The organism is Nocardia sp. NPDC004654, assembly GCF_040609595.1.
In the GTDB taxonomy this organism is placed as follows: Bacteria; Actinomycetota; Actinomycetes; order Mycobacteriales; family Mycobacteriaceae; genus Nocardia.
Genome location: NZ_JBEXKI010000003.1, coordinates 129419 through 145053, shown reverse-complemented (window position 1 = coordinate 145053; position 15635 = coordinate 129419). Strand labels below are relative to the sequence as shown.

The 15635-nt window shown below is 69.8% G+C and carries 13 protein-coding genes; 6 read left to right on the top strand and 7 right to left on the bottom strand.

Going from position 1 to position 15635, the window contains the following annotated elements; all coding sequences use genetic code 11:
- Nucleotides 1-8 precede the first annotated feature (8 nt).
- From ABZV58_RS10910 to ABZV58_RS10900, 3 genes are read right to left on the bottom strand one after another with little or no spacing between them, the layout of a single operon-like run.
- On the bottom strand, nucleotides 9-842 hold the full coding sequence (locus tag ABZV58_RS10910; RefSeq protein ID WP_354999976.1) for an MBL fold metallo-hydrolase: 834 nt from the start codon (nucleotides 840-842) through the stop codon (nucleotides 9-11).
- On the bottom strand, nucleotides 842-1405 hold the full coding sequence (locus ABZV58_RS10905) for a TetR/AcrR family transcriptional regulator (RefSeq protein ID WP_354999975.1): 564 nt from the start codon (nucleotides 1403-1405) through the stop codon (nucleotides 842-844). The genes ABZV58_RS10910 and ABZV58_RS10905 overlap by 1 nt, the downstream gene beginning before the upstream one ends.
- 47 nt (nucleotides 1406-1452) lie before the next feature.
- On the bottom strand, nucleotides 1453-1623 hold the full coding sequence (locus ABZV58_RS10900) for a hypothetical protein (RefSeq protein ID WP_354999974.1): 171 nt from the start codon (nucleotides 1621-1623) through the stop codon (nucleotides 1453-1455).
- 360 nt (nucleotides 1624-1983) lie between these two features.
- Between ABZV58_RS10900 and ABZV58_RS10895 the strand changes: the two genes are divergently transcribed.
- The gene (locus tag ABZV58_RS10895; RefSeq protein WP_354999973.1) at nucleotides 1984-2979 is read left to right on the top strand and encodes a sterol desaturase family protein; all 996 of its coding nucleotides are present in this window, start codon (nucleotides 1984-1986) and stop codon (nucleotides 2977-2979) included.
- A 99-nt stretch (nucleotides 2980-3078) separates the two neighbouring features.
- Here the strand turns inward: ABZV58_RS10895 and ABZV58_RS10890 are convergent, their stop codons facing one another.
- Nucleotides 3079-3537 carry a DUF6194 family protein gene (locus ABZV58_RS10890; RefSeq protein WP_355000528.1) on the bottom strand — a complete coding sequence of 153 codons (459 nt, stop codon included), beginning with the start codon at nucleotides 3535-3537 and terminating at the stop codon, nucleotides 3079-3081.
- 63 nt (nucleotides 3538-3600) lie between these two features.
- Here ABZV58_RS10890 and ABZV58_RS10885 point away from each other — a divergent pair, with 63 nt between their 5' ends.
- Nucleotides 3601-4314, top strand: coding sequence for a MerR family transcriptional regulator (locus ABZV58_RS10885; protein WP_354999972.1), 714 nt, complete (start codon nucleotides 3601-3603; stop codon nucleotides 4312-4314).
- 183 nt (nucleotides 4315-4497) lie between these two features.
- On the opposite strand, the gene ABZV58_RS10880 is transcribed toward ABZV58_RS10885, so the two are convergent.
- The gene (locus tag ABZV58_RS10880; RefSeq protein ID WP_354999971.1) at nucleotides 4498-5337 is read right to left on the bottom strand and encodes an SDR family oxidoreductase; all 840 of its coding nucleotides are present in this window, start codon (nucleotides 5335-5337) and stop codon (nucleotides 4498-4500) included.
- On the bottom strand, nucleotides 5334-6281 hold the full coding sequence (locus tag ABZV58_RS10875; protein ID WP_354999970.1) for a patatin-like phospholipase family protein: 948 nt from the start codon (nucleotides 6279-6281) through the stop codon (nucleotides 5334-5336). Before ABZV58_RS10875 ends, ABZV58_RS10880 begins: the two co-directional genes overlap by 4 nt.
- A gap of 69 nt (nucleotides 6282-6350) precedes the next feature.
- On the opposite strand from ABZV58_RS10875, the gene ABZV58_RS10870 reads away from it, so the two are divergent.
- Complete coding sequence (locus ABZV58_RS10870; RefSeq protein WP_354999969.1) at nucleotides 6351-6968, top strand: TetR/AcrR family transcriptional regulator; 618 nt, start codon at nucleotides 6351-6353, stop codon at nucleotides 6966-6968.
- 9 nt (nucleotides 6969-6977) lie between these two features.
- Here the strand turns inward: ABZV58_RS10870 and ABZV58_RS10865 are convergent, their stop codons facing one another.
- On the bottom strand, nucleotides 6978-7523 hold the full coding sequence (locus ABZV58_RS10865) for a histidine phosphatase family protein (protein ID WP_354999968.1): 546 nt from the start codon (nucleotides 7521-7523) through the stop codon (nucleotides 6978-6980).
- 204 nt (nucleotides 7524-7727) lie between these two features.
- Between ABZV58_RS10865 and ABZV58_RS10860 the strand changes: the two genes are divergently transcribed.
- The 3 genes from ABZV58_RS10860 (at nucleotide 7728) to ABZV58_RS10850 (ending at nucleotide 15632) form a co-directional block, all read left to right on the top strand.
- Complete coding sequence (locus tag ABZV58_RS10860; RefSeq protein WP_354999967.1) at nucleotides 7728-12692, top strand: ATP-dependent helicase; 4965 nt, start codon at nucleotides 7728-7730, stop codon at nucleotides 12690-12692.
- Between the two features lie 15 nt (nucleotides 12693-12707).
- The gene (locus ABZV58_RS10855) at nucleotides 12708-13487 is read left to right on the top strand and encodes a DNA-formamidopyrimidine glycosylase family protein (protein ID WP_354999966.1); all 780 of its coding nucleotides are present in this window, start codon (nucleotides 12708-12710) and stop codon (nucleotides 13485-13487) included.
- Nucleotides 13488-13676: 189 nt separating this feature from the next.
- On the top strand, nucleotides 13677-15632 hold the full coding sequence (locus tag ABZV58_RS10850; RefSeq protein ID WP_354999965.1) for an FAD-dependent oxidoreductase: 1956 nt from the start codon (nucleotides 13677-13679) through the stop codon (nucleotides 15630-15632).
- The last annotated feature ends 3 nt before the right edge of the window (nucleotides 15633-15635 follow it).

The window sequence follows — 15635 nt, the reverse complement described above, 5'->3', positions numbered from 1 at the left end:
TTTTCGGCTCAGGCGGGCACGGTCTGAAAGGCGCGCAACTCGGCGGCGTTGTGCGCCGAGAAGATTCGCACTTGGTCGCCGTGGTCGCGGAGCAGATCGCGCAGGCGCTGCTGGTTCTCGCGCCGCGGTCCGCCGAGCGTCTCGACGCTGAGTTCGAAAAGGGTCGTGCCGAGCGGCTGGTGCGGATGGACCAGATCCAGTTGGCCCGGATGGAAATACGCGTCACCCGCGGCGAGCAGCCATCCGTCGCCGGTGTCGACGGCGACGCCCGCGTGACCGCGGGTGTGCCCGGCCAGCGGCACGAGCAGCAGGCTCGGCGGCAGTCCGGCCAGTTCGCGTACGGCCTCGAAGCCGAACCACGGCTCGCCGTGCTCGGAATAGGATTGCCACTTCGGACCGTGCTCGAATTGCGCTGCGCGGTAACGGAATCGCTCCTGCGCGGTGTGCGCGCCGCGGAAGGCGCGCAGTTCGTCGTCGTAGACGTGCACGGTGGCGTGCGGGAAGTCGGCGAGGCCGCCCGCGTGATCCAGATCGAGGTGAGTGAGCACGATGTCGCGCACGTCCTCGCGGCGGAAGCCGAGCGCCTCCACCTGCCGCACCGCGGTGCGCTCGATGTCGAACACCGGCCGGGTGAGCGAGATGAAGCGACGGCCGAGCCATTCGTTCGGGCGACGCACGCTCTGCTCGCCCATGCCGGTCTCGATCAGGACGAGCCGGTCGTCGAGTTCGAGAAGCAAGCAGTGGCAGACCATTTCGGCGCGGCGCAGCAGGCCGGGCGCTCCGTCGAGCAGCTTTCCGCCGAAGGGGCGCATGGTGCCGCAGTCGAGGTGGTGGATGCGCATCAGGACAGCTCCCTTTCGAGGGTGGTGCGGAGGTGGTCGGCGACGGTGCGCAGCGGGGCGAGGTCGCGCTGGGTCTTGGCGAGCAGCAGCCCGCCCTCGAGCATGGTCAGCGCGACGACCGAGAGGTTGGCCGCGCGCTCGTCGTCGAGGCCCTTCTCGCGCAGGAATTCTTCGATCACCGCGCGCCAGGAGTCGAACCCGGCGACGCAGGCCTGCCGGATCAATTCGCTCTCGGCGGCGGCGTCCAGCGCGACCGTCGCGAGTGGGCAGCCGCGCTGGAAATCGGACGCGTGTAGGTTGTCCGCCATCGCGGCGAATATGGCGTCGGTGCCGCCGTCGTCGAGGATCGCGCGCAGCGTGTCCCTCAGGTGCACGCTGGATTGCGTCAGCGCCTCGGCCGCGAGCTGTTCTTTGCCGCCGGGGAAGTGGAAATACAGCGAGCCCTTCGGGGCGCCGCCCGCGCTGACCAGCTGGTTCAGGCCCGTGGCGTGATAGCCCTTGGTGTGGAAGAGATCGGCGGCGGCGTCGAGGAAGCGCTGCCGCGAGTCGGTTCGTGGGGACACGAGGACCAAGGTACCTCGAGTTATGACGACCGGTCTAGTTATTGTTTTCAGTGCGGCTGAGTGACGCTGGACCGAGGCGCTTCCGCCGTGCCCGCCGACTGTTGGGGTTGTAGCAGCAGGTAACCGAAGACGGCCGTCACCGCCAGCGCGATCAGCGCGGCGACGTACTGGGTGGCAATCGCGCGGACCGGCACGCGCCGCACCGATCGGGTCGTCATCGTTCTTGCTCCTGTCGGGTGAGTAGCGGTCGGCCGCAAGTGCTGTCGTCAACCAGGGCGAAACTGTTAGCAACTGAGTGGCAACTAACACTTCGCGGCCGCGCGCATCCTCGCGGACCCCGCCGCGCCCTCCCTCGGATGACTGCCATACGAACCGGAACGGTGACCGACGCTGGCGCGTCCATTGGGTGAACTTCGGACTCGGGAGGCTCGAAATGTATCCGCCCCCTTCGGGCGGCGGGTCGGTCCGAGGGCAGCTCGTAGCTGCACGGCTCGAACAGGCAACAAGGTGGCGACTGCCCATACCTTGGGTCCCTGGTCCGGAGCGCCGCTCAGCGCGATGGTTCATATATGAGTGGCATGAAATCGACCACTGAGGCGCGGTCGGAGAAGTTCCGGGCCCGCGGCGGGATGGGGTTCATCTCGGCGTGCGGGCTGCTCCTCGCGGTACTGAGCACGGCTGCCATAGTCATGGTCGTTCCGCGACTCGCGCATGCGATGTCCGGCATGGATGTCTCGACCATCCTGATCTGGCTGGCTATTCCGGTCTTCATCGTCGCCGTTGTGGCGGAGATCGTGTACCTCGAGCGTCACGGCAAGCCGTACGACTACCGTGACTCGGCTACCTCCATCGCCGCAGGCCTGGGGTATCAACTCGCCAACGTTCCATGGGCGCTGGCGGAACTCGCGATCTTCGCGGCTGTTTCTTCGCTGGTGCCGTGGCGCCTCGAGGGTTGGGTCGCGTGGGCAGTCGCACTCATCGGGGTCGACCTCGCCTACTACTGGTTTCACCGCGCGCACCACGAAATCCGGGTGTTCTGGTCGGTCCACGTCGTGCACCACTCGAGCGAGAGATTCAATCTCACCACGGCACTGCGCACGCCTTGGCTGGTTGTGACGTCCCTGCCGTTCCTCGTACCACTGGCACTGTTGGGAATCGATGGCAAGATCATCGCCGCCTCCTACGCGATCAACCTGCTGTACCAGTTCGGCATCCACACCGAGGTCATCGACAAACTCTGGGCGCCTGTCGAATTCGTGTTCAACACGCCGAGTCACCACCGCGTGCACCACGGCTCGAACACCGAATACCTCGACCGCAACTACGGTGGCGTACTCATCATCTGGGACCGCATCTTCGGCTCTTTCGAGCCGGAGGGTGAGCGGGTGATCTACGGGCTCACCAAGAACGTCGACACCTACAACATCGCAAAGATCAACGTCCGCGAGATGGTCGCGATCTGGCAGGACGTCAAGAACGCGGCGAAATTCTCGGACAAGCTCGGCTTCCTGTTCCGGGGTCCAGGTTGGCGGCCACAGTCGACCCTGACCGATACCGCGACTGCACTCGAGTGAGTGTCTGGTCGTGTCGCCGGTAGTACGACAGCCGGGCTGGTGTCGCCAGTGTGACCTGGCCCAGATGTGGTCGGCGGCGCGTCTGATGAGCGGTTCCGATCAGGTGCGGCGCTTCTTGCGTGAGCGGGCGAGGTCGTGGGCGGCTCGAAGTAGGTCCAGGACGGCTGTTTCCGTGCGCGGGCCCGGATTCACCACGGCAAGCCACCCCTGGCGGCCATAGACCGGGTGTGCCATGACGATGTCGGTGGCGCTCGGGTCCACGGTGTGCGGGTCGGGGTCGCGGGGTGTGCGGCCGGTCCAGTTCAGGAAGGCGTCCTTTCCGGCGAAGAAGTTCACGCGGAAGGTGCCGGGGCGGCTCAGGCGCGAGGTTTCGTCGCCGGGGTAGTCCTTCGTCAAGAGCGTTGCGAAGGGTTGCGTCCGGGGGACGACGCCGTCGGGTGCGTAATAGAAGAACGCGTCGCCCCAGCTGATATCGGGGGAGCCGTCGCCGGGTTGCGGTGTCAATGTCAGGACTCCGTCGAGTCCCGCGACGAATTCGATGATCTCGTCCATCTCCATGTGTTCTAGCGTTTCATTCATGTGCATGTGGAGACTTCGGTCCGGGAACGCCGAGATCCCGACATGACAAGTCGCAAATCGCCTGGACTGCGCACGGTCGATGTCGCCAGACGGGCCGGGTGCTCCGTCCAGCAGGTGCGCAACCTGGAACGCGACGGCGTCCTGCCTCCGGCGACGCGCACCGCCTCCGGTTACCGGACCTACACGGAATCGCACGTGCATTCCGCGGTGGCCTATCGCGCCTTCGCGGTGGGCGCGGGCCCGATGGAGGCCAAGCGAATCATGCGCGCCGCACACGCCTACCCGGATTCGGACCTGCTCGCCCTACTGGACACCGCGCATGCCCGGCTCGACACCGAGCGCCGGGAACTGGAACTGGCCAAGCGGGCGGCGGGTGCGATCACCGTCGAGCCGATGGACGACGTCCGGCCTGCCGACTCGATGACTGTCGCCGAGCTCGCCGGTGCGCTGGGCGTGCGGCCGTCGACGTTGCGGCACTGGGAATCCGAGGGACTCCTCGCGCCGCGTCGCGGCAGTCCGCGCGGGGCGCGTGAGTACACGCCGAGCGATGTCCGAGACGCGCGGATCGTCAACCAACTGCGCCGGGCCGGTTACCGGATCGCCCCGCTGCGCGCCTTGATGCCGGAACTGCGCAGGGCGAACCGGTGGAACGAGATATCCTCCGCGCTGGCCGCGCGAGACGCGAACATAAACTCTCGCTCGCGAGCTCTGCTCGACGGCTCGGCCGCACTCGGTGCGCTGCTCGCGTCGAAGTGATCGCAGGGAACGAGATCGCGTCCGCGTTGGCGGCGCGGGACGTGAATGTCGACGCCCGCTCGCGAGCTCTGCTGGACGGGGCGACTGCGCTGCGTGCGGTGTTTGTGTCGAAGCGATTGCGAGCAAGGAGGTTCGAGCCCCGCGCCGATGCCCGGTAGGCACGGTCGTGGGGGCTCGGTCGGCTCACTTCGTGATCGAGCGAACCTCTTCCTCGTACTTCTCCCGAACCTCGGCGTCGGCGGGATGGAGCGCGCGATTGCCGTCGAACAGTTTTCGGACCAGCTGAACCGCCCGCTCCGGTGCGGCGGCAAGTGCGAGATCGATTCCCCCGAGGTAATTCGGTACGGCCACTTCGGCTTTGCGTGTCTGCAAGGTCCCGACGATCGCGGCGGCCACGTCTTCCGGGTCCACTGTCGGCATCCCGCGACCGAGCGTCAGCCCCGAGGACAACCTGGTCCGCACCGCCGACGGCAGCACGCAGCTGACGCTGACACCGCGCTCGGCGAACTCCAGACGCGTTGCGGCAGAAAGACCCACGGCGGCGAACTTGCTCGCGTTGTAGACGGCCAGGCCGGCGATCGGGATCTTGCCCGCCAGCGAGGCGACGTTCACGACGTGCCCGCTCCCGCGCTCGACCATCCCGGGAACCACCGCGCGCATGCCGTGGATCAATCCCCAGACGTTGATGTCGAAGGTGGCGCGACCGATCGCGTCCGGCTCGTCGAGGAACGCGCCCGCGGGCATCACGCCCGCGTTGTTGACCAGGATGTCGACGCGGCCGAGCTCGGCGACGACCTTGTCCCACTGGTCGCGGGCGCGCACGTCGAGCTCGAAGGCGCGGGCGCCGATGGCCGCGGCGGCCGCCTCGCCCGCGGCGATGTCGACGTCGGCGATGGCGACGTGGGCTCCGGCGTCGGCGAACAATTGGGCGGTGGACTGGCCGATACCGCGACCACCGCCGGTGATCAGCACTTGGGCGTCCCGTAGCTCGATGGCGGGATAACCGTGACCGAGAATTCTCACGCAAAGACTCCTTGTTCGAGGGCGCGGCGGGTGCTGCGCAGGCTGTGCCGGAAGGTGTCGAGACGGCGACGGCCGTCCATGAAGTTCGGGCCCATCACCGCGAGGTCCTCGGCGGTCGCGCCGAGCATCAGCACGCGGGTGCCCGCGGCGCGCAGCTGGGCGATCTCCGCGGCGAGCTGAGCGCTCATCCGGTCGCGGAGTTGGCGCTCGAGGAAGTGGCCGGGGCCGGTGGCGGGCACCCGCGACGCGGAGGCCATCGGCGCGAGCACCACGACCTCGTCCAATCCCAGCCCGGCGAGCAGGTCGACGGACGCGGTGGATCCGGCGCCGCCGTCCACGAACCGGCGTCCGGCGATCGGGACCGGCGGGAACCAGCCGGGAATCGCCCAGGACGCGCGCAGCGCCGCGCCGAGGGTGGCGTCGGGTGCGTCGGGCGCGCCGAACGGAACTCGCTCCGCTGTCGCGTGATCCATGCTCACCAGCCAGGTCGCCGGATGCGGCACCCAGGTGCGGTCCGGGTTCAGGCGCTCGGCGAGCCGCTGCAACCATCCGGCGTCACCGCCGCCGATCGGCAGTAGGCCGCTGCCCGCGGTGAGCAGTCGCTGCCCGGATCCCGCACCGCGCAGAGTCAGCCTCGGTGCGCCGAGGCCGGGGCGGGGCAGCGGCGGGAAACGGCCAGGTTCGTCGCGCATGTGCGCGAGCAGCGCCGGATTGGTGCTCCGGCCTTCCTGCATGGCGACCAGCTCGTCGACGTCGATGCCGCTGCCGAGCATGGTCACCATCTCCGCGCCCGCCGAGGTGCCGAGCAGGACGTCGGCCTCGCGCGGATCCCAGTCGAGCACGTCGCGCACCGCGGCGAGCGCGGCGACGATCCATGCCGCGCCGACCGTCCCGCCGCAACCGATGGCCAGACCACGTCGCTGTGGCCCGTTCTTGTTACTCATGGTTTCGCACACTATCAGAATTCAAATTCTCTCGGTATCCGAAATCTGAGAGTACGTAGAATCGCGGGCATGGCACGACTGACCAGGTCCGAGAGTCAGGCCCGCACCAGGGCCGATCTGATCGCGACCGCGCGCGATCTCTTCCTCGCCGACGGTTATGCGAAGACCTCCATGGAGCGCGTCGCGGAGGAGGCCGGGTACTCCAAGGGCGCGGTCTACTCCAACTTCCGCACCAAGAAGGAGCTGTGCCTCGAGGTGCTCGAGGACATCCACGCCACCAAGTTCGGCGAGGTCTCGGAACTGGTCGCCGCGGACGAGAGCTTGGAAGAGCGGCTGGCGCGACTTCAGGACTGGGCCGAGCGCACCCTCGGCGACGTCGGCTGGACGATGCTCGAGTTCGAATTCGCCACGCTCTCTCGCGACGATCCCGAGCTGCGCGCCGCGCTGGTGTCCAACCTCGGCGCGGTGCGCGGCGCGGTGGCCGCGCAATTGCAGACACTGGCCGACAGTCTCCGCTTGGACTTGCCGATGCCGGCGGAGGACGCGGCGTCCACGGTGCTGAGTCTCGGTCTCGGCCTGGGCATTCAGCGCGCCATCGACCCGTCCCTGTCGGCGCGGCTGATCACCGACGCGGTGCGGCTCTTGCTGAGCGTCGCCGAACGGTCTACGCCGCTCGGCGCGGAATGATCGACGCGCTCACGGCGGAAAATGCAGCGTCCACTCGCCGCGGTAATGCAGGCGGGTGACACTGCCGGGCGGAATGTCGATCCGCCAGAACGATTTCGGCGGGGCGTCCAGCGTCACCAGCAGCGCGGCGCGGATCACCGCGGGATGGGTCACCGCGATGGTCGACTTGCCCTCGGAGGCGATCTCGGCCATCCAGTACCTGGTCCGCTCGATCACGTCCAGCACCGACTCCCCGCCGTGGCCGCGGAACTGCGGGTTGGTCAGCCACGCGTAGAGCTCGTCTTGCGGCACCGACATGAGCTCGCCGCCGCGCCACGCGCCCGCGTCGAGGTCGCGCAGCCGGGCGTCCTCCTCGCCGGGCAGACCCATCAGAGCCGCCGTCTCGACGGTGCGGCGTTCTGGTCCGGTCAGCACACGCGCGGCGGTGAGCGGGGCGCAGGCGGAGATGGCGCGGCGGCCCGCCTCGGTCAGGGATTCGTCGACTGGAAAACGTGCCTTTCGCATCGCCTCGGTCATGCCATGGCTGACCAGGTCGAGTCTCAGCACCTTTTGCACGGATCGAAGCGTACGACCCGGCGACGGCGGACGGACCCTTATCCGGCCTGTCAGTCTGTTCGTCGTGTGCTCCCGGGTAACGCTAGGGGTGCGCGCCGGGGGCGCGGTCGGTTTCGTCCAGGTCTCGTCGGCGCCGTGTCGTCGAGCCGCCGGTTGCCGCCTCGCGGTCGGTCGCCTGTCGGTGCTCGGGTGCACACTGATCCCATGGCCACGTTCTCCACCGCCATGTTCACCCGCGCGACCCAGGAATGGTTCGACGGCGCGTTCCCCGCGCCGACCTCGGCCCAGCTCGGCGCGTGGCAAGCCATCGCGGCCGGAGAACACACCTTGGTCGTCGCGCCGACCGGCTCCGGCAAGACGCTCTCGGCGTTCCTGTGGGCGATCGATGAACTCGCCGCACGCGAGCGACCGGACGACGCGCCGAAGCGCCGGACGCGTCGTTCGAGCGAAGACGGCAAGGTCGAACACGTGGGGACCACCGTGCTCTACGTGTCCCCCCTGAAGGCGCTCGCGGTGGACGTCGAGCGAAACCTGCGCGCGCCGCTGGTCGGCGTCACACAGACCGCCAAACGGCTCGGCCTCGACCCGCCCGACATCACCGTCGGCGTGCGCTCGGGCGATACCAGCGCCGCCGATCGTCGCGCCATGCAACGCACCCCGCCCGACATCCTGATCACCACGCCGGAGTCGCTGTTCCTCATGCTGACCTCCGCCGCGCGCGAGACCCTGCGCACCGTGCGGACGGTGATCGTGGACGAAGTGCACGCCATCGCTGGTTCCAAACGCGGTTCGCACCTGGCGCTCTCGCTGGCCAGGCTGGATCTGCTGACCGAGCGGCCCGCCCAGCGCATCGGCCTCTCCGCCACCGTGCGGCCGCCGGAGGAGGTCGGCCGGTTCCTGGTGGGCAACGCGCCCATCACCATCGTCTCGCCGCCCGCGCCCAAGACCTTCGACCTGTCGGTGCGGGTGCCGGTGCCGGACATGACCGAGCCGGGCGAATCCGATCAGCCGGGTTCGATCTGGCCGCACGTCGACGAGGCCATCGTGGACTTGGTGCTCGACCACAACTCCTCGATCGTTTTCGCGAATTCGCGCAGGCTCGCCGAACGGCTCACGGCCCGGCTGAACGAGGCGTACTCGGCGCGGCTCGGCGATCCGATCGACACCGCGCACGCGCCGCCCGCGCTGCTCGGCGCGTCCACCGAGGTGATCCACGGCGCCGACCAACTGCTCGCCCGCGCGCACCACGGGTCGGTCAGCAAGGAGCAGCGCGCGCTGATCGAAGACGACCTCAAGAGCGGGCGCTTGCGTTGCGTGGTCGCGACGAGCAGTCTCGAACTCGGCATCGACATGGGCGCGGTCGATCTCGTCGTGCAGGTCGAAGCGCCGCCCTCGGTGGCGAGCGGACTGCAACGCATCGGCAGGGCGGGTCACCAGGTCGGCGAGATCTCCCGCGGTGTCCTGTTTCCCAAGCACCGCACCGACGTCATCCACTGCGCCGTCGCCGCCCAGCGGATGGTCACGGGACAGATCGAGGCCTTGCAGATCCCGGCCCACCCGCTCGACATCCTCGCCCAGCAGACCGTCGCGGCCTGCGCGCTCGAGCCCATCGACGTGGACGCCTGGTTCGAGACGGTGCGCGGGACCGGCAGCTACGCCGGACTGCCGCGCTCGGCCTACGAGTCGGTGCTCGACCTGCTCTCCGGTCGCTATCCCTCCGACGAATTCGCCGAACTGCGCCCACGGCTGGTGTGGGATCGCGACGCGGGCACGCTCACCGGCCGCCCCGGCGCGCAGCGACTGGCGGTGACCTCCGGCGGCGCGATCCCGGATCGCGGCATGTTCGCGGTGTACATGGTGGGCGAACGGAATTCGCGGGTCGGCGAACTCGACGAGGAGATGGTCTACGAATCCCGCGTCGGCGACGTGTTCGCCCTCGGCGCGACCAGTTGGCGGATCGAGGAGATCACCTTCGACCGGGTCCTGGTGACGCCCGCTTTCGGGCAGCCGGGGCGACTTCCGTTCTGGCACGGGGACGGGTTGGGCAGGCCCGCCGAATTGGGCGCGGCGCTGGGCGAATTCATTCGCAAAGCGGGCCGGGAGTCCGCCGAGGCGCTGGCCAGGTCGGTCGAGCCGTCGGCCGCGGGTGACGGCGCACCGTCCGGGTCGCGGAAGGCCGCCGCGCGGAATGCCGGTTCCGCGGAGACCGATGGTTTCGGTCGCATCGTCCGAGCCGCCGGACTCGACGACAACGCCACTTCGAATCTTGTGACCCTGCTGGAAGATCAGCGCAGCGCGACCGGCCAGCTGCCCACCGACCGGACCCTGATCGTCGAACGGTTCCGCGACGAACTCGGCGACTGGCGGCTGGTCTTGCACTCGCCGTACGGTCTGCCGGTTCACGCGCCGTGGGCGCTGGCGGTCGGCTCCCGGCTGCGCGAACGGTTCGGCGTGGACGCCGCGCCGAACGCCTCCGACGACGGGATCGTGGTGCGGTTGCCCGACACCACCGACGATCCGCCCGGCGCGGAGTTGTTCGTCTTCGACCAGGACGAGATCGACGACATCGTCACCGAACAGGTCGGCGGCTCGGCCCTTTTCGCATCCCGGTTCCGCGAATGCGCGGCGCGCGCCCTGCTGCTGCCGCGGCGCGACCCGGGCAAGCGCGCACCGCTGTGGCAGCAGCGGCAACGCTCGGCGCAGCTGCTGGACGTCGCGCGGAAGTTCCCGGACTTCCCGATCCTGCTGGAGACGGTGCGCGAATGCCTCCGCGACGTCTACGACCTGCCGAACCTGCGCGACCTGCTCGGCCGGGTCGCGCGCAGGCAGGTGCGGCTCGTCGAGGTGGAGACCGCGACGCCGTCGCCGTTCGCCAGCGCGCTGCTGTTCGACTACATCGGCCAGTTCATGTACGAGGGCGACAGCCCGCTCGCCGAGCGAAGGGCCGCCGCGCTCTCGCTGGATTCCGGATTGCTCGCGGAGCTGCTGGGCCGCGTCGAGCTGCGCGAGCTGCTAGATCCGGCGGTGCTCGAACAGACCGAGCGTGAACTGCAACGACTCACCCCCGAACGCCGTGCGCGTGATGCGGAGGGGTTGGCCGATCTCCTGCGGCTGCTCGGGCCGCTGACGCCGGAAGAGGCGGCGTTGCGTTGCGTCGGTGCGCCGGTGGCGCGCGGTGATGAGGATGCGCGGCCGAGCGACGACGAGATGGCGGCGAATTTCGGTGCCGTCGACGAACCCCCCGGCGACCCGCGGCCCTGGTTTGCGGAACTCGCCAAAGCTCGGCGCGTGCTGGAGGTCTCGTTCGCGGGTCGGACCTGGTGGGTAGCCGTCGAGGACGCCTCCCGCCTCCGCGACGCGCTCGGGGTCCCGCTGCCGATCGGCACGCCCGCCGCGTTCATCGAGCCGGTCGCCGACCCGCTCGGCGACTTGGTCGGCCGCTACGCCCGCACGCACGGACCGTTCACCACCGAGGCCGTCGCCGCACGCTTCGGCATCGGCCCCGCGGTCGCCGCCACCGCGCTGCATCGTCTGGTGACCGAAAAGCGGGCGGTGGAAGGCGAATTCACGCCGGGTGCCAGCGGTTCCGAGTGGTGCGACACCCAGGTGCTGCGGCGGTTGCGGCGGCGGTCGCTCGCCGCGGCGCGGCACGAGGTCGAGCCGGTCTCGACCGCGGCCTTCGGGCGCTTCCTCCCGTCCTGGCAGCACGTCGAGACCGGCGAGCTGCGCGGCGTCGACGGCGTCGCGGCCGTGGTGGAACAGCTTGCCGGAGTGCCCATTCCGGCCTCGGCGTGGGAATCGCTGATCCTGCCCGCCCGCGTCCGCGACTATTCGCCCGCGATGCTGGACGAGCTGATGGCCACCGGCGAGGTGGTGTGGTCCGGGCACGGCGCCATCACGGCCAAGGATGGATGGATCGCGCTGCACCTGGCGGACCAGGCCCCGTTCACGCTCGCGCCGCCGGACGAGATCGACCTGTCCGAGGTGCACCTGCGGCTGCTCGACGCGCTCGGTGCGACATTGGCGCCGCGGACGCCGCTCGCCTCGGACTCGCCGGGCCGCCGCGACAACGTCGTACTGCTAGACGACGACATGCCGACGAAGCCGGACGCCGCGATGCCGCTCGACGCCGACCCAGTGACGAAACCCGATGGCGCGGTGCCACGCGACGTGGACCAGGCCCCGGCCGGTGATGGCCCGCCGCGCTCCGAGCCCATTCGTCTCCCCCCGGTCGTACACGGCGGCGGCGCGTACTTCTTCCGCCAACTCTCCGACTCCACCGGCCTCCTCGACGACACCGCGGTGGCCGCCGCGCTGTGGGAGCTGGTGTGGGCGGGTGTGGTCTCCGGCGACACGTTCGCGCCGGTGCGCGCCCTGCTCGCGGGTACCTCGCGCACCACGACGGCGCACCGGACTCCACGCCGCGCGCCACGCGGCCGCGCCTACCTGCCCCGACCGGCCATGCCGACCCGGTCCGGCCCGCCCGCCGTCGCGGGGCGCTGGTCGCTGCTGCCGGAACGCGTCGCCGACAACACGATTCGCGCGCACGCCACCGCGGACACCCTGCTCGAGCGTTATGGCGTACTGACCAGGGGATCGGTGCAGAACGAGGGGGTGACGGGCGGTTTCGCGCTGATGTACCGGGTGCTCACCGAATTCGAGGACCGCGGCCGCTGCCGTCGCGGTTACTTCGTCGACTCGCTCGGCGGCGCGCAGTTCTCCACCACCGACGTCGTAGATCGGTTGCGCTCCTTCGACACCGAACGCGGCCGGACCGGCGATCCGGCGAAACAGGGCAAGGCGCTGGCGCTGGCCGCCTGCGACCCCGCGAACCCGTACGGCGCGGCCCTCGGCTGGCCCAAGGGCGACGGCGACAGCGGCCACCGCCCTGGTCGTAAGGCGGGCGCGCTGGTCGTGCTGGTGGACGGCGAGCTCGTGCTCTACTTGGAGCGCGGCGGCAAGACGCTGCTCACCTTCACCGAGGACCCGAACGCGCGCCAGTCCGCCGCCGCCGAACTCGCCGAGCTGGTCCGGCGCCGCCGCGTCGACTCGTTGGTGATCGACCGGGTGGACGGAGAATCGGTGCACGGCAACACCTTCGCGGGCTTCCTCACCGAGGCGGGCTTCTCCGCCACGCCGCGCGGGCTGCGGCTGCGGAGGCAACCATGACGGGGGGAGCGGTGCGTGCCCGAGGGTGACAAGGTCTTCCTGACCGCGAACCGCCTGCGGCTCGCGCTCGTGGGAAAGACGCTGGTGCGCAGCGATTTCCGGGTGCCGAGGTATGCGACGGTGGATCTGGTCGGCGAGCTGGTCGAAGAGGTCGGCAGCTACGGTAAGCACCTGTTCATCCGCACCACCAACGCGAGCATCCACACCCATCTGAAGATGGAGGGGGTGTGGCGCACCTACTGCGCGGGCGAGCGCTGGACCCGGCCGCGGGTGACCGCGCGCGTGGTGCTCGGTACCGACGACACCGAGGCCGTCGGTTTCTCGCTCGGCACCGTCGAGGTGCTGCGCCGGGCCGACGAGCACACCGCGACCGATCACCTCGGCCCGGATCTGCTCGGCCCGAATTGGGATGCGGCCGAGGCGGTTCGGCGCTTGGAAAGACATCCAGCGCAACCGGTCGGCCTCGCCCTGCTCGATCAGCGCAATCTGGCGGGCATCGGCAACATCTACCGCAGCGAGGTCTGCTTTCTGCGAAAAGTGCACCCGGCAATGCCGGTCGGTGACGTGCCGGATCTGCTGGCCCTGGTCAACGAGGCGCATCGCGTCCTCACCCAGGCCGCGCACCGTCCGCCGTGGCGCGCGTTGGTCTACGGTCGCCAGCGTCAGCCCTGCCAGCGGTGCGGCACGCGGATCGAGGTGCGGCCGCTCGGCGAGACGACCCCGCCGTCGGATCGCATCACGCAGCGCGAACGCGGCATCTACTATTGCCCTCGCTGCCAACCCGAACCGCCCTGAACCCTGGTCGCCGACCGAGCCCGTCAAGTTGTTCGGAATTCGCTATCTGTGATCGCGGAATTCCGTGCCAACGGTTTGCAAATCGGTCTTTACGCCGGTAATTCTCCAGAGTAGGGTTCGAGCTCGTCAAACTATGTGAGCCGTAATTCCGGTTGCGCCGCCACACTTTTCGGTCTCGGGGAGAACACCATGGAACTCACGGCAGGGCAGCGGGCGGCGCTGGAGCTGATCTGCGACACCTTCGCGCCGGGCGACGGCCTCGCGCTGCCGTCCGCCTCCGAGCTCGGCGTCGCCGACGTGGTGCTCCGGCTGCTCGACCGCAATCCGCGCGAGGCCGAACGCAAACAGCTGGCGACGCTGCTCGGCCTGTGGGATTCCCCGGTTTTCGGTCTGCTCGCTGGCATGGGTCCGCGACGTTTCTCCGCGCGCTCGCAGGCCGATCGCGAACGGCTGCTGCTCGAACTCGGCGAATCGCGGCTGGGGGCCAAGCGCGCGATCTTCCAGGCGCTCAAACAGGCCGCGCTGCTCGCGTACTACACGACGCCGGGACCCGACGGCAGCAACCCGCTGTGGAAGGAGATGGGCTATCCCGCTCCGCCCGGCCCGTTGCCCGGCGCGCCGAAGCCCGCCTTGCGGCCGGTGCGGCCCGGCGCGGACGAGACGCTCGACTGCGACGTCGTCGTGGTCGGTTCCGGCGCGGGCGGCGGCGCCGCGGCCGCCGTGCTCGCCGAGGCCGGTCTCGATGTGATCGTCCTGGAGCGCGGCGAATACTACGACGACGCCGATTTCGGCGCGGGCGAGCTCGACGCGCTGCTGCGGCTGTACGCGCCGGGGCCGTCGGCCACCGCGGAGGGCCAGCTCACGCTGGTCGCGGGCACCTGCCTGGGCGGCGGCACGGTCGTCAACTGGAGCACCTCGCTGCGCACCCCTGACGAGGTGCGCGCGGAATGGGCGAACCTGGGCGCCACCCAGTTCGCCGAGGACGAGTACGGCGCGGCGCTGGACGCCGTCGAGCGGCGGCTCGGCGTCACCTACGACCGCTCGCCGGGCTCCGCGCGCGACGGCGTGCTGGAACGTGGGCTCGCGGCGCTGGGCTGGGATGTCGCCCCGCTGCCGCGCAATGTCACCGACGCGTGCGACGCGGGCGTCGAGTGCGGACGCTGCGGCTACGGCTGTCGGCTCGGCGCGAAGCAGACGGTCACCAAGACCTGGCTCGCCGACGCGGCCGAGCGCGGCGCCCGGCTCGTGGTCGGCGCCGACGTCCGGCGCGTCGAGGTGAAGGGCGGCCGGGCCGAAGGCGTCCAGGCCGTGACCGCCGAGGGCGCGGAATTCACGGTCCGTGCCCGCGCCGTGGTGGTCGCCGCGGGCGCCATCCAGACGCCCGCGCTGCTGCGCCGATCGGGGTTGCGGAACAAGAACATCGGCGATTACCTGCGCCTGCATCCGGCCTCGGCGGTGTTCGGCGTCTTCGACGAGGAGATCAGGCCGTGGGAGGGCGGGCTGCAGACCAGGATCTCGCGCAAGCACAGCGATCTGGACCAGCACGGCTACGGCGTGATCTACGAGACGGGCCCGCTGCACCCCGGTCTGCTCGTCGGCTTCATGAACTGGCGCGGCGCGGCCGAGCACCGCGCGGCCATGCTGGATCTGGCCCGCACCGCGGCCGTCGGCGTGATCACCCGCGACCGCGACCATGGGCGCGTCACGGTGGACCGTTCCGGCGAACCGGTCGTGCGCTACAAGCTCTCCGAGCGCGACCGCGCCCACCTGCACACCGGAATCGCGGGCGCCGCCAGCATTCTCGAAGCCGCGGGCGCGAAGCGCGTCTTCTCCGGGCATCAGGCCGGAGCTACCTACGAACCCGGCGTCAGCGGCTCGCACGCGGAATTCGTCGCGGCCTGCCTCGCCGCCGGATACGGACCCGGCCGCTGCGGGATGGGAGCGCTGCACATCATGGGCTCGGCGCGGATGGGCGGCTCGCGGGCGATGTCGGCGGCGGATCCGGACGGCGCGACCTGGGAGGTGCCCAATATCGTCGTCGCGGATGCCTCTTGCTTCCCGACGGCGTCCGGGGTGAACCCCATGGTGTCGATCGAGGCGATCGCCTATATGAACGCCAAACGTCTTGCCGCCCGGTTGAGTTGAGCC

Coding starts and splice junctions, on each gene's coding strand:
- ABZV58_RS10910 (WP_354999976.1), bottom strand. CDS start 842: ATGCGCATCCACCACCTCGACTGCGGCACCATGCGCCCCTTCGGCGGA.
- ABZV58_RS10900 (WP_354999974.1), bottom strand. CDS start 1,623: ATGACGACCCGATCGGTGCGGCGCGTGCCGGTCCGCGCGATTGCCACC.
- ABZV58_RS10895 (WP_354999973.1), top strand. CDS start 1,984: ATGAAATCGACCACTGAGGCGCGGTCGGAGAAGTTCCGGGCCCGCGGC.
- ABZV58_RS10890 (WP_355000528.1), bottom strand. CDS start 3,537: ATGGAGATGGACGAGATCATCGAATTCGTCGCGGGACTCGACGGAGTC.
- ABZV58_RS10885 (WP_354999972.1), top strand. CDS start 3,601: ATGACAAGTCGCAAATCGCCTGGACTGCGCACGGTCGATGTCGCCAGA.
- ABZV58_RS10875 (WP_354999970.1), bottom strand. CDS start 6,281: ATGAGTAACAAGAACGGGCCACAGCGACGTGGTCTGGCCATCGGTTGC.
- ABZV58_RS10870 (WP_354999969.1), top strand. CDS start 6,351: ATGGCACGACTGACCAGGTCCGAGAGTCAGGCCCGCACCAGGGCCGAT.
- ABZV58_RS10860 (WP_354999967.1), top strand. CDS start 7,728: ATGGCCACGTTCTCCACCGCCATGTTCACCCGCGCGACCCAGGAATGG.
- ABZV58_RS10850 (WP_354999965.1), top strand. CDS start 13,677: ATGGAACTCACGGCAGGGCAGCGGGCGGCGCTGGAGCTGATCTGCGAC.